Below are 13,456 nucleotides of genomic sequence, written 5' to 3'. Positions count from 1 at the left end.
TGAAAGCCAATCAAGAAGCGTTCTCACGGGGAGCCCTGCAATGTCGCACCACCCAATCCAACCCCTGGCCCGAGCCCTGCGCCGTGGCCTGTTTGTCAGTCTGCTGGCGACGGCGCCTGTGGTGCCGAGCGTGGTCCAGGCCCAGGAGAGTGCTGAAGCCCTGCGCCAATACAACATTGCGGCGGGCAACCTCGACCAGGCCTTGAACCAGTTCGCCAGCGCCTCCGGGATTCTGTTGTCGGTGGACGCCTCGCTGACCCAAGGCAAGCACAGCGCCGGCTTGCAGGGCCGCTACGCCACCGGGCCAGGGTTGGAGCGTTTGTTGGCCGGCAGCGGATTGGTCGCGGTGCAATCCCAGGGCGGCTGGTCATTGCAGGCCCTGCCCGCGAGCGGCGCGCTGCAACTCGGTGCGACGCAGATCAGTGGTCAACAGGATCAGGAAACGGCCTGGGGCCCGGTTGACGGCATCGTTGCCAAGCGCAGCGCCACCGGCAGCAAGACCGATTCGGCGCTGGTGGAAATCCCCCAGACCATCAACGTCATCACCGCCGCCGAGATCAAGGCGCGGGGCGCGCAAAGCGTTACCCAGGCGTTGCTCTATACACCGGGCATGACGGCCGGCGGTTTTTCCGATCGGGTCAAACTGTTCGATGAGCCCACCTCCCGTGGCTTTACGCCGACGCCGCTGTACCTCGACGGTTTGCACTTGCCCTACGGCGGCGGCAGCACCGGCGGTGCTTTGCAGATCGAGCCCTATTCCCTGGAGCGCATCGAAGTGCTCAAGGGGCCGGCCTCGGTCTTGTACGGGCAGAACCAACCGGGTGGCATCGTCAACATGGTCAGTAAGCGCCCCAGCGAAACCCCGGTGCATCAAGTGGTGCTGGAGGCCGGCACCTACGAGCACAAAAGCGCCGCCATCGACCTCGGTGGACCGCTGGATGAGCAGGGCGAGTTTCTTTATCGCCTCACCGGCCTGGCCAAGGACGAACAGGGCGAGATCAACTACGTCGAGAACAAACGCCAGTTCATCGCCCCCAGCCTGACCTGGCAGCCCAACGACGACACGCGCCTGACCGTGTTCGCCCAGTACCAGAAAGACAAAGGCGTGCCCGAGGCCCAGGGGTTGCCCGCGTCCGGGACGATCTGGGACAACCCCAACGGCAAGATCAAGCGTGATGTGTTCATCGGCGAGCCAGGCGTCAACCAGTACAACCGCGAGCAGTACGTGTTGGGCTATGAGGTGTCCCATCGCCTGAACGACACCTGGACCCTCAAGCAAAACGCTCGCTACGCCGAAGTGGACGACCGCTACACCGCACCGTTGCACGGCTACAGATTTGTGCCCAACCCGGTAACGGGCGTGCAAGACCAACGCTATCTGCAACGCTTCGGTGTGGACTGGTCGCAGCACAACAAAGTATTCGGTGTGGATAGCATCGCCCAGGCGGAGTTCGACACCGGCGCCCTGTCCCACACGTTGATCGTTGGCCTGGATTACTACCACTTCAACTCGCAATTCCACGGCCTGTACGATCGTAATCCGCCGGTGATCGACCTGTTCAAGCCGGTCTATGGCCAGCGGCTGAATTTCGGCCAGCCTTATCGCTGGGACCGCACCGTGACCCAGACCGGCTTGTACGTGCAGGACCAGATCAAATTGGACAAGTGGGCGCTGGTCCTTGGCGGGCGCTACGACTGGGCCAACGTGGTCAACAAGGAGCCACTGGCCGACACCCGCACCAGCAGCAAAGACCAGGCGTTCACCGGCCGGGCCGGTCTGGTGTACCTGTTCGATAATGGCCTGGCGCCGTTTATCAGCTACTCCGAATCCTTCCTGCCGCTGTCGGGCACCGATATCAGCGGCAAACCGTTCGATCCTTCTACCGGCAACCAGTACGAAGTCGGCCTGAAATACCAGCCGCCGGGCCAGAAGAGTTTTGTGCAGGTCTCGGTCTATCAACTGGATCAGAAAAACGTGCTGACCACCAACCCGGTAGACACCACCTTCAGCACCCAGAGCGGTGCCATGCGCTCGCGTGGCGTAGAGCTGGAAGCCAAGGCGTCCCTCAGCGATGCCTGGGACGTGGTCGCCTCGGCAGCGCGCAACGACATCAAATACACCAAGGACAACGACGGCCGCCAAGGCCGACACCCGGCAGGCATCTCACCGCTTACCGCTTCGGTGTGGGTCAATTACACCGTCCTCGGCGACACACCCCTGGCCGGTGTTGGCGCAGGCTTGGGCGCGCGTTACGTTCGCAGCAGCTTTGGTGATTACTACGCAGGGGCGTTCAGCATTCCGTCCTATACCGTCTACGACGCCAGCCTGAGCTACGACCTGGGCCGTTCGGCGTTCAAGCTCAAAGGCGTGAAGCTGGCAATGAACGTGCAGAACCTCACCAACAAGACCTACGTGTCGCAATGCACCAGTGACCTGGATTGTTACTACGGGGAAGGGCGCACGGTGGTGTCGAGCTTGACTTATGACTGGTAGATACCGGTCATTCGCGGGCGTTTTTTAGCCCTGAGTGCCCACAGTCCAAGGACCGTGGGCACTCAGGGATTCTGCAAAAACACCACATACCCGCGAAACCACTCACTCCCCTTCAAATACCCCGGCTCCTCCCATGCCCCACCCTGAATCAACCCAATCTTGAACGGCACCCCCAACCGGTTCATGCGTGGCAGATACGCCGCGTAGTCCGGGATGCTGTGGCGGCCCTGGTAGGTCTGCACCACCACTTCATCAATCACGCCCTTGAGTTGTGCGATGGCGGCCGGGTCGGCGTTGCTGCTCCAGTCCATCAGCCCGGTGATGCTCAGGCGTAGGTCCTTGGGCAAGCGTTGGCGCAGGTCACGCAGGAAGTCCGCGTATTCGTCGAGGTATTGCGTGCGCGCATCGAAGTCGATCTGGATGCCCACCACCGGGTTGCCCGCGTCTCGCCAGCGTTGTACCTGGCCGAGCATCTGGCTGTAGACCGACTCGGGCCAGTGCAGGGTGTGGGCGCGGTACACCACCCAGATTTCACCCTGGGTGATGCGCGGCACGCTCATGCCCTGGGCGATGAATTGCACGCCACGCCGGGGCGCGCGGCGGGTCGAGTTGATCTGGCCCTGGAGGATGTACAGGGTTTTCGCCTGCTTGAGCACCGGCTGCGGCGCGACACCGCTCCACAGCCAGAACGCATCATGGTCGCGGGCGTCTACCGCGCCGAAGGCCGGGCTTGCCAGCAGGAGCAGGGCCAGCCAGAAACGCTTCACGGCTTACCAGTAGTACTGCAGCGACTTGCCCCACTGGGTGTCGGCGAACCCGGTTTTCAACTGGCGGAACCAGCCTTTGCGCACGTTCTTGTCGGCGTCTTCGCCACCGCAACTGTTGTAGCCCGAAGGTCCGTAGCAGTTGATGGCACGAAACAGCGCGTAGGCCTTGTCGTTTCGCGGTGCCTTGGGATTGCCGATCACCCGCTTGTAGCCCTCCAGTCGCGAGAAGGTTTCACCCTTGAAGGGCGAGGCAGTGCTGCCCAGGCTGCCGGCGGAGCGCGCTTGTTCCAGGGGCATGCCGTCCAGGCCGTTACGCAGGACGAATTCCCCCAGGCAGTTCAGGCCCTGCGGGTTTTTCGGATCGGCCTGCAAGGTACTGGCGATTTGCGCGATGCTCGGGCAGGTGTAGCCGGACTCGGCCTTGTCACCGTTCCACTGGAACAGTCTCAACGACTGGCCGCCGCTGTAGACGTAGCCCAGGCTGGTGCCGAGCTTGTCATCGGCAACCGAGGCGGGCAGTTGCTTGAGGTCCTCGGCAAAGGTCTCGAACTGGCCGCGCAGCAGGTCTTTATAGAGCAGCGTGAATTGTGCGGTCTGGCGCTCTACCGGGTCTTCGGCATGGGCAAGCTGCTGGCGCAGCAGGTCGGGACCGGCGACGTTGCGCAGCAGGATATAGCGCACCTGTTTGGCGCTGATCGGTGAGTCGGCAGCGAATACGTTGGCCAACTGGCCGCTGCGTTCGTAGTTCATCGCCAAGGCCAGCTCCAGCTGGTCACGTTGCAACGGTTGCCTGGCCAGCGGCAGCAGTTGCAGCCACAGCGCTTCGGCGGCTTTCCAGTCTTCCTTGGCTTCCAGCGCGAGGCCGCGCAGGGTCTGTTGGCTGAAAGCGAAGTAGTCGAGATTCGACGGCACGTCTTGCGGCAGCAGCTTCAAGGTACGGTCGGGCTGATGCTCGACGTTCAGGGCAAACGCCGCCTGCACGTAGGCATACAGCGCGGGCTCCTGCGCGAACACCGCTTTTTGTGCATCGAGCGCTTCACGCGTGAGCTTCGGCGGCTCACCGGCACGCATCCACATCAGGTCGTTGAGGGCCAGGATCAGCGGGTTGCCCACAGGTGCCGTGGTGCTGGTCAGCAGCTTGGTGTCGGCTTCCTGCACCAGTTCATCCAGCGACACGTTGCGCTGGGCATCGGTGGCCTGGGTCAGTTGCCAGGCAAAGTCGTCCGCCAGTTTGTCGGGGTTGGGCGCCAGCCAGTGCACCCGGCGCAACAGGCCACGGGCGGAGGCGGCGTATTCGCCCTGTGGATAAGTTTTCAGGTAGTCGTCGAAAGCGCTTTCGGCCCGTTGCAGGGCAGACTTATCCACATGCTCAAGCGACGGCGTGCCGTATTCATCGAAGGCATTTTGCTGGGCGTCGTTCAGCGCGGTGCGGGCGGTCATGTACAGCGCTGTTTCCTTCAGCCAGGGCAGCGAGCTGCTCGTCAGCCCGGCAAAACCTTTTTGCGCATCGCTGAAGCGTCCGCTGTAAAAGTCCCCGGCGGCTTTCAGGTAGGTGAGCAATGCCTGGCCGTCTGCCGATTTGATTTGGTCGGCCTCGCCTGCCGCTACGCCGTCCGAGGAACAACTGCCGAGCATCTGCAGCCGCAGCTTGGCCAGTAACTGGCGCTCGGCCTGCGGTGCATCGGCCTTCACCACCTGGCTGATAAACGCGGCGGCACTGTCATCGGCATTGCTGCGGCAACGGCTGCCTTCGCCGGAAAGGAAGGCTTCACCGGCGGTCTTGGCGTCGTCGCGCTTGATGCCCAGCGGGCTGAGCAGTTCATCCAGTTCGGCGGTGCGCGAGTCGTCGGGTTTGTTGTCGGGCTCATCCGCAGCCGGCATAAGCCGATACACCGGAAAGGGCACCGGGCCAAATCCTTCGGACACGTCCTGCTCGCCCAAGGCATTCGGCGCCAGCGGCATGACGTTTTTGTCCGCCAGCAACAGCCGCAGGTTGACCCGGCTGTCATTGCCGGGGCTCAGGAAGGGCAGGTTGCTGCACACGTCCAGGCTGTTGCGCGACACCCGCCAATCCGGGTAGCAAGAGTCATCGCCGCTGGCGTGGGCCTGGAGGGGAAGGGTAGCGAGCAATGCCAGTGCCAGGGGTGACAGAAGACCGATGCGCATGAAATGTCCTTGATCCTGAATCCATGGAAGGCAGCAATCATAGCGTGATCCGATGAAAGCGTCGGAGACGTCCTGCGCAAAATTCAGATTTGTCCGATTGGCGGATGGTTGGTCAAATCCATGCAAAACAGCGGGCGAATCAAGGCCTTTTGACCTAGAGTGGCGGGTGTTCGCGCAAGCGCAGGTTCAGTAGTGGGTGAGGAAGTAGAGGTGCGACGCTCTGTGGCGGAACAAGACAACAAGGCCGGGGCATTGCCCTTGCTCAATCCTGGCCTTTGGGAACATGCCGGCTGGCTGGCTCGGTTGTGGTGGGTACCGCTGGTGGCGTTGGCCATGGCCGTGCGTTTCTATGGCCTGACCGCCTCCGCCATCTGGGGCGATGAAGGTTCAAGCCTGCTGCTCGCCGAGTATTCCCTGGAAGACCTGTGGTTTCACGCCGCACATGACGTTCACCCGCCGCTGTATTTCTGCATGCTGCGCGGCTGGATCGAGGTGTTCGGCGACAGCATTTTCTCCCTGCGCAGCATGAGTGCGATCCCCGGTGTGGTCGCAATCGGCCTGGGAATCTGGCTGACAAGGCTGATCGCGACCCGTCGCGCGGCGGTGCTGGCCGGGATTCTGTTGGCGTTGCTGCCCACGGCAGTGCGCTACAGCCAGGAAGTGCGGATGTATTCGCTGCTGGGCGTGTGGCTGCTGGCCGCCACCCTGGCCTTGGTGTATTGGGTCCGCCAGCCTGAGCGCAAGCGCTATCTGGTGGCCTATGCGCTGTTGATGACGGCAGCCTTCTACACCCACTATTTCACCGCGTTGTGCGTGCTGGTGCATTGGTCATGGCTGCTGTTGCTGCGCCAGCCACGGGCCGGCGGCCTGCGCCTGGTCACGCGTGCGGGCTGGTGGTTGGCCAACGTTGCCATTGTGTTGCTGTACTTGCCCTGGCTCCCGAATCTGCTGGGCCTGGTGCAGCACACCGAAGAACTCAAGGTGGGCGGTGACATTGGCTGGGAAGACCCGGTCAACCTGTATTCCGTGCCGTCGATGGTGTGGCAGTTCCTCATCCAGGACCCGGGCGACCACTTGTGGCGACCGCTCTTTGTGGTGTTTCCGTTATTGCTGATGGCGCTGGTCGGTGTGACTGCCTGGCGCGATCAAAGCCGCTTTCGCTTTGGCTGGCTGCTGGGGCTTTTTTTCCTGCTGCCAGTGCTGCTGGTCTATGGGGTTTCGTTTATTTCCCCGGTGTTTATCGAGCGTTATCTCACCGCCTACGCGATGAGTTTGCCGATCATCGTGGCGTTGGCCGTCGACCGTCTGTCGTCGCGCTTGCCGCTCGCAGCAGCGGCAGTCTTCGTGTTGTTTGTCGGGGTCGAGCTGGTGGGCGTGAAGACCAACTCCACCGTCGATGAGCATGATCAATTCAACGTGGTGGTGGAGTTCGTCAATCGTAACTACCAGGAAGATGACCGCATCGTCATCAGCGACATGCTGTGGTACCTGCCCTACGTCTATTACGACGAGACCGACGCCCAGTTGCAGCTTTTCACACCGCCGACCGCCGCCGGCAAGTCCACCCGGCCTAATGCCTATGGTTTTGGCACCCTGGTGGACCAGGATGGCGGGCGCATCTACCTTGATCGCTTGTCGGCGTTACCCGCCGAGATCCAGCGTGTATGGCTGATCAGCGCCGCGGAGCCGCCGGATGAGTTTGCCCCGTTGCCGGCCGGATGGCGTCAGCTCAGCCAGCAGGACGGCGGCGGCGCGCGGGCCCGGCTGTTCGTGCTGTGTAACGCGCCAGCGGGCGTGCACCGTGAGGGCTGCGATTAATCCGCGCAACACCTGAGAGGTTTATGTTCGCCTGGGGGGCTAGACTCAGGTGAACCCTCTCTCCAGGAACGCCTCATGGAATCCCCAGTCCACAACTTGCCATCGTTGTTCAAACAGCTCGGTTTGCCCGATGACCCGGTCAGCATCGAGCGGTTCATCGCGGTCCACTCCCCACTCAAGCCCGAACTGCACCTGGCGGATGCGTTTTTCTGGACGCCGGCCCAGCGGGCGTTTTTGCGTGAAGAGATTCTGGAGGACGCGGATTGGGCGGAGGTGGTGGATGAGTTGAATTTGCGGTTGAGAGAGGGGCGAGGAGTCTAGGCCGTCAAGAGGCGGTTGCTTTCTCTGGTGGCCATTGGCGAGCGGTGTGCACAAGCGCCACGACCCTTACTACGTCGGGCTCAAGTTGGTAAACAAGGCGGTAGCTTGGATGAGGAATGACTTCGCGTGTGCCTGTGATCCTGCCGAGTGGGCCGGTTTCTGGGTGTTTTGCCAGCCCCAGCACTGCACTGCTGAAGCGTCGATCCATATCGGCTGCGGCTTGTGGGTTTTTCTCAAATAAAAAGTCCCAGATATCCCTACGGTCCTGCGCCGCTTCCGGCGTCCAGGCAATCCTCATTCCTGATTATCTACGTGAGCACGTTTCGCAGAAAACTCAGCTTCCAAATCCTCATTGGAAATCTCTCTGCCTGCCTGTATCGAGGCGCGAGAGGCGTCTACTTTACGCTGCAAGAACGCGTCGTACTCCCGTGATTCCTGCTGGGCCTGGACAAACTGACGCATCATATCTCGCACGATTTGCGATGCAGGACGGTGGGTAGCCTCGCACTCGGCCATGAATTGGTCGCGTAGTTCCGACTCAAGCTTCAAGGTGAAAACGGCCAGTTTTGACATAAGTGAATGCTCTGGATTGGTATGTACGAAGTATATACAACGTGCATACCTGACGACGCATGTGAGCTGACTGAGGCGACTGACGGTTGCTGACGGCAAAACACCTTTCCCCAAACCAGCTTTACTTAGCCCACGGGCCATCCTCCCATCCGTAAGTTTGTATCAAAACTTGACTGCATTGGATCCATCGACCATATTGATAGTTAGCAAACTAACTGTATGCGAATAATCCAGTGTCCCAGACCCTCGAACAACTCCAGATGAACATCAGCAGCAGCATGGTGGTAGGTGCCAGGACCTGGCGCAAAATCTGCCAGACCACGCTCGTCAGCTATGGCATCTCCGAAGCCTGCGCCGTGCCGCTGCTGATGATCGGCCGCCTCGGCGACGGTGTGCACCAGGTGAAGGTAGCCCAGGCCGCCGGGATGGAAAGCCCGTCCCTGGTGCGCCTGTTGGATCAGCTGTGCAGTTCCGGCTATGTGTGCCGCACCGAAGACATCCACGACCGCCGCGCCAAGGCCTTGAGCCTCACCGAGCGTGGCCGCGAGCTGGTGCAGGCAGTGGAACAGCAACTGGTGCGCCTGCGTCGCGAGGTGCTGGCGACAATCGACCCCGATGACCTGGAAGCTGCTTTGCGTGTACTGCGGGCCTTCGAAGGTGCCAATCAACATCCCATGGTTGTGAGTTCTTGAACGGATTTTTTACCGGCATGCCGCCGGCCAGGGATTGGTTCTATGGCGTAAGGACATTCGCCGCTTCAATGATCGCGTTGTACATCGCCATGCTGATGCAAATGCCGCGTCCGTATTGGGCGATGGCCACGGTGTATATCGTGTCCAGCCCGTTTGTCGGCCCTACCAGCTCCAAGGCGCTGTACCGGGCGGTCGGTACCTTCATGGGGGCGGCCGCAGCGGTGTTTTTTGTGCCGATGTTTGTGCAGACGCCTTACTTGCTGGTGGTGGTGATCGCGCTGTGGACCGGGATTCTGCTGTTCCTGTCCCTGCACCTGCGCACCGCCAACAGCTATGCGCTGATGCTGGCCGGCTACACCTTGCCGCTGATCGCCCTGCCGGTGGTGGATAACCCGCTGGCGGTGTGGGATGTGGCCGAAGCGCGGACCGAAGAGATCTTCCTCGGCATCGCCGTGGCGGCGGTGGTGGGGGCGATGTTCTGGCCGCGACGCCTGGCGCCGGTGTTCGATGACTCGGTGAGCAAGTGGTTTGCCGACGCCCAGGTCTACAGCCAGCGCTTTCTCAGCCGCAATGTGCAACCCGAGGAAATCAGCACCCTGCGCGGCGGCATGGTCGCTACCTTCAACACCCTGGAATTGATGATCGGCCAACTGCCCCACGAGGGCTCCCGGCCGCAAACGGTGCGCAATACAAAGGAGCTGCGCGGGCGGATGATCCACCTGCTGCCGGTGATCGACGCACTGGACGACGCCGTGTACGCCCTGGAACACCGCGCCCCGGAGTTGCTCGAGCGCTTCACGCCGCTGCTGACCGCCGCCAACGAGTGGCTGGCCAGCACGCAAAAGGATGCGCCCCTCGAACGCTGGCGTGTCCTGCGTGACCAGATCGAAGCCCTGCAACCCGATGCCGACGCCCTGGATGACCGCCATCAGTTGCTGTTTTCCAACGCCCTGTATCGCCTGGGCGAGTGGGTGGATCTGTGGCAAGACTGCCGCAGCCTGCAAGCCGCCATCCAGTGCGAAAGCCAGGACAGCTGGCGCGCAGTTTACCGCCACTGGCGCCTGGGCCGGCTGACGCCATTCCTCGACCGTGGCCTGATGTTCTACTCGGCGTTTTCCACCGTCACCGCGATCATCGTCGCCTCGGTGTTGTGGATCCTGCTGGGCTGGACCGACGGTGGCAGCGCGGTGATCCTCGCGGCGGTGGCCTGCAGCTTCTTCGCCTCGATGGACGACCCGGCGCCGCAGATCTACCGGTTCTTTTTCTGGACCGCGATGTCGGTGCTGTTCGCCAGCCTCTACTTGTTTCTGGTGCTGCCCAACCTCCACGATTTCCCGATGCTGGTGCTGGCGTTTTCGGTGCCCTTTATCTGCATCGGCACGCTGACGGTACAGCCGCGTTTCTACCTCGGCATGCTGCTGACGCTGGTCAATACCTCGTCGTTCATCAGCATCCAGGGTGCCTACGACGCGGACTTCCTGGCCTTTGCCAACTCCAACCTGGCGGGCCCGGTGGGCCTGTTGTTCGCCTTTGTCTGGACCCTGATTGCCCGGCCGTTCGGCGCCGAGCTTGCGGCCAAGCGCCTGACCCGTTTCAGCTGGCGCGACATCGTCACCCTGACCGAGCCTGCGACCCTGGCCGAACACCGCAAGATGGGCGTGCAAATGCTCGACCGCCTGATGCAACACCTGCCGCGCCTGGCCATGACCGGCCAGGACACCGGCATCGCTCTGCGGGAAGTGCGGGTGGCGCTGAACCTGCTGGACCTGCTGGCGTACTCGCCGCGCATCCTCGGGGTGCCGCGGGTGTTGTTGAACCAGGTGGTGGAAGGCGTCGGCGGTTACTTCAAGGCCTGCCTCAAGGCCGGTGAACGTCTGCCGGCCCCCAGCGGTCTGCTGATGACCCTCGACCGTACCCGCCGCGCCCTCAACGGCCAGGGCCTGCAAGGCGAGGACGAAACCCGCCTGCATTTGTTGCACGCTCTCAGCGGCTTGCGCCTGGCGCTGTTGCCCGGCGTGGAATTTCTTGGCGGCACAGAGATGGAAGCGCCGTTACCCGATGGAGCGCCTTTATGATCGGTGATCTGGATATCAGCGGGGTGTTCCTGCCCACGTTGCTGGTGCTGATGGGCATTACGTATGTGTTGTACCTGGTGGTGCACGGGCTGTTGACCCGCGTCCACTTCTATCGCCTGGTCTGGCACCGGGCATTGTTCAATGTGGGTCTCTACGCTCTGTTGCTGGGCGCAGTGGATTCACTCAGTCGATACCTCATGACATGAAAAAACCTTTTTTGACCATTGGCCGTGTAGTCCTGACGTTACTGGTGGTGACCTTCGCCTGCGTCGTGGTGTGGCGCATGGTGATGTACTACATGTTCGCGCCGTGGACCCGTGACGGCCACATCCGTGCCGACATCGTGCAGATCGCCCCGGACGTGTCCGGGCTGATCCAGCAAGTGGACGTGCGCGACAACCAGTTGGTGGTGCGCGGCCAGGTGCTGTTCTCCGTCGACCAGGACCGTTTCAAGCTGGCCCTGCGCCAGGCCCAGGCCGCCGTGGCCGACCGTCAGGAAACCCTGGCCCAGGCCGTGCGCGAGAACAAGCGTAACCGTGGCCTCGGCAACCTGGTGGCCAGCGAGCAACTGGAAGAAAGCCAGTCCCGTGTCGCCCGTGCCCAATCGGCCCTGGCCGAGTCGCAAGTGGCGGTGGATGCCGCGCAGCTCAACCTGGACCGCTCGGTGATCCGCAGCCCCGTGGACGGCTACATCAACGACCGTGCGCCGCGTAACCAGGAGTTCGTGACCGCCGGGCGTCCGGTGTTGTCGGTGGTGGACAGCAACTCCTTCCACATCGACGGCTACTTTGAAGAGACCAAGCTCGACGGCATTCACGTCGGCCAGAGCGTCGACATCCGCGTGATCGGCGACAACGCTCGCCTGCGCGGGCATGTGCAGAGCATCGTCGCCGGTATCGAAGACCGTGACCGCACCAGCGGCTCCAACCTGCTGCCCAACGTCAACCCGGCGTTCAGCTGGGTGCGCCTGGCCCAGCGGATTCCGGTGCGCATTGCGTTTGACGATGTGCCGGCAGACTTCCGCATGATTGCCGGGCGCACCGCCACCGTGTCGATCATCGACGACCAACCCAAGTCGGAGAACAAGCCATGAAACGGCTTTTAGCAACCGCCGGGCTGGGGTTGTTGCTGGCGGCCTGCCAAGTGGTGGGGCCCGATTACAAACTGCCGGACAAGGCGGCCGTGAACCGCGGTGACCTTCAGGGCCAGTTGGCCGGGGAGGGCAGCAATGTGGTGTCGGCGCCGGTACCGGCGGACTGGTGGAAGCTCTACCAGGACCCGCGCCTGGATAAGCTGGTGGAGCAGGCCATGGCCTCCAACACCGACCTGCGGGTGGCTGCGGCCAACTTGCAGCGCTCGCGCTATCAGGTGCAGCAAGCCGAATCGGCCGGCGGCTGGAGTGCCGGGGCCAAGGCCGAAGCCCAGCGCCTGCAAGAATCGGGTGAGGCCTATTTGCTGACGGAAAAAGTCCCGGTGGCGAATATCGGCAGCGCCAGTATCAGCACTTCCTATCAATTCGATTTGTTCGGCACCTTGCAGCGCGGCATTGAAAGCTCCCAGGCCACTGCCGATGCGGCCCAGGCGGCGTCCGATATCGCCCGTATCACGCTGGTGGCGGACGTGGTGCGCTCCTACACCCAAGTGTGTGCGGCCAACGAAGAGCTGGCGATCGCCAACGAGTCCCTCGACCTGCAAGCCCAGAGCACGCACCTGACCCAGCGCCTGCGGGATGCCGGGCGCGGTGATGAAACCCAGGTCACCCGTTCGCAAACCCAATACAAATCCTTGCGCGCCGAAATGCCGCGCTATGAAGCACTGCGCCAGGCCGGGCTGTTCCGCCTGTCGATGTTGCTGGCCAGGCCGCTGGATCAACTGCCGGCCGGCACTGCCCAATGCGCCGAGCTGCCGCACATCGCGCAGTTGTTGCCGGTGGGCGATGGCGCCACGCTGCTCAAGCGTCGCCCTGACGTGCGCCAGGCCGAACGCCAACTGGCGGCGGCCACCGCGCGCATCGGTGTGGCCACCGGCGCGCTGTACCCGGACATCAGTATCGGCGCCACCGTGGGTACCGTCGGCATCCTGGATGACCTCGGCACCCCGGCCACCAACCGTTGGGGCTTTGGCCCGCTGATCAGCTGGACGCTGCCGACCAACGGCGCCCGCGCCCGCATCCACGAAGCCGAAGCCGCGACCCAGGGCGCCCTGGCGCACTTCGACGGGGTGGTGCTCAACGCTATCCGTGAAACCCAGACCGGCCTGGCGCAATACACCGCGCAACTGCAACGCCGCGATGCCCTGGCGGATGCCGGCGCGTCGGCCAAAGAGGCGGCGGAGCAGACGCACCGGTTCTTCCAGGCCGGCCGCGCGTCGTTCCTGGCTGACCTGCAAGCCACTCGCACCTACACCGACGTGCGGGCGCAATTGGCGGCGGCGAACACCCAGGTTGCCATGAGCCAGATCGATTTGTTCCTGGCCCTGGGCGGTGGCTGGGAAAGTGGACGAACGCAAGCCACACAAGCCAGCAAACCCTGAGCTGATTGCTATGCTTTG

Annotated in this window: 12 protein-coding genes; 8 read left to right on the top strand and 4 right to left on the bottom strand. The window is 62.6% G+C overall.

Annotated elements, in window-relative coordinates:
- Positions 1-40 precede the first annotated feature (40 nt).
- Positions 41-2,494, top strand: coding sequence for a TonB-dependent siderophore receptor (locus HX811_RS09290; RefSeq protein WP_177045666.1), 2,454 nt, complete (start codon positions 41-43; stop codon positions 2,492-2,494).
- A gap of 62 nt (positions 2,495-2,556) precedes the next feature.
- On the opposite strand, the gene HX811_RS09285 is transcribed toward HX811_RS09290, so the two are convergent.
- Both HX811_RS09285 and HX811_RS09280 read right to left on the bottom strand, forming a co-directional pair.
- On the bottom strand, positions 2,557-3,261 hold the full coding sequence (locus HX811_RS09285; RefSeq protein WP_008433644.1) for a DUF3142 domain-containing protein: 705 nt from the start codon (positions 3,259-3,261) through the stop codon (positions 2,557-2,559).
- A gap of 3 nt (positions 3,262-3,264) precedes the next feature.
- Positions 3,265-5,427, bottom strand: coding sequence for an outer membrane assembly lipoprotein YfiO (locus tag HX811_RS09280; RefSeq protein ID WP_177045665.1), 2,163 nt, complete (start codon positions 5,425-5,427; stop codon positions 3,265-3,267).
- A gap of 210 nt (positions 5,428-5,637) precedes the next feature.
- Between HX811_RS09280 and HX811_RS09275 the strand changes: the two genes are divergently transcribed.
- Together HX811_RS09275 and HX811_RS09270 are read left to right on the top strand one after the other, a co-directional pair.
- The gene (locus HX811_RS09275) at positions 5,638-7,245 is read left to right on the top strand and encodes a glycosyltransferase family 39 protein (protein WP_371132394.1); all 1,608 of its coding nucleotides are present in this window, start codon (positions 5,638-5,640) and stop codon (positions 7,243-7,245) included.
- A 75-nt stretch (positions 7,246-7,320) separates the two neighbouring features.
- Positions 7,321-7,566 (top strand): DUF2789 domain-containing protein, encoded by a 246-nt coding sequence (locus HX811_RS09270; protein WP_177009324.1) that lies wholly within the window; start codon positions 7,321-7,323, stop codon positions 7,564-7,566.
- 4 nt (positions 7,567-7,570) lie between these two features.
- Here HX811_RS09270 and HX811_RS09265 read toward each other — a convergent pair whose 3' ends face one another.
- Both HX811_RS09265 and HX811_RS09260 read right to left on the bottom strand, forming a co-directional pair.
- The gene (locus HX811_RS09265; protein WP_177045664.1) at positions 7,571-7,864 is read right to left on the bottom strand and encodes a type II toxin-antitoxin system RelE/ParE family toxin; all 294 of its coding nucleotides are present in this window, start codon (positions 7,862-7,864) and stop codon (positions 7,571-7,573) included.
- Positions 7,861-8,139, bottom strand: coding sequence for a hypothetical protein (locus HX811_RS09260; RefSeq protein ID WP_003218199.1), 279 nt, complete (start codon positions 8,137-8,139; stop codon positions 7,861-7,863). The genes HX811_RS09265 and HX811_RS09260 overlap by 4 nt, the downstream gene beginning before the upstream one ends.
- Before the next feature lie 260 nt (positions 8,140-8,399).
- Here HX811_RS09260 and HX811_RS09255 point away from each other — a divergent pair, with 260 nt between their 5' ends.
- The 5 genes from HX811_RS09255 to HX811_RS09235 are packed head-to-tail and all read left to right on the top strand — an operon-like array spanning position 8,400 to position 13,438.
- Positions 8,400-8,831: a MarR family winged helix-turn-helix transcriptional regulator gene (locus tag HX811_RS09255; RefSeq protein ID WP_177009336.1), complete on the top strand. Its 432-nt coding sequence runs from the start codon at positions 8,400-8,402 to the stop codon at positions 8,829-8,831.
- On the top strand, positions 8,828-10,906 hold the full coding sequence (locus HX811_RS09250) for an FUSC family protein (protein ID WP_102367858.1): 2,079 nt from the start codon (positions 8,828-8,830) through the stop codon (positions 10,904-10,906). The genes HX811_RS09255 and HX811_RS09250 overlap by 4 nt, the downstream gene beginning before the upstream one ends.
- Positions 10,903-11,112, top strand: coding sequence for a DUF1656 domain-containing protein (locus HX811_RS09245; protein ID WP_003218193.1), 210 nt, complete (start codon positions 10,903-10,905; stop codon positions 11,110-11,112). Before HX811_RS09250 ends, HX811_RS09245 begins: the two co-directional genes overlap by 4 nt.
- Positions 11,109-11,999, top strand: a complete 891-nt coding sequence (locus HX811_RS09240; RefSeq protein ID WP_003218191.1) for an efflux RND transporter periplasmic adaptor subunit — start codon at positions 11,109-11,111, stop codon at positions 11,997-11,999. The genes HX811_RS09245 and HX811_RS09240 overlap by 4 nt, the downstream gene beginning before the upstream one ends.
- Positions 11,996-13,438, top strand: a complete 1,443-nt coding sequence (locus HX811_RS09235) for an efflux transporter outer membrane subunit (protein ID WP_003218190.1) — start codon at positions 11,996-11,998, stop codon at positions 13,436-13,438. Before HX811_RS09240 ends, HX811_RS09235 begins: the two co-directional genes overlap by 4 nt.
- Positions 13,439-13,456 lie beyond the last annotated feature (18 nt).

It is taken from the genome of Pseudomonas sp. F8002 (assembly GCF_013385495.1).
Classification (GTDB): domain Bacteria; phylum Pseudomonadota; class Gammaproteobacteria; order Pseudomonadales; family Pseudomonadaceae; genus Aquipseudomonas.
The sequence above is the reverse complement of the archived record's forward strand: the minus strand, read 5'-3'. Positions and strand labels throughout refer to the sequence as shown.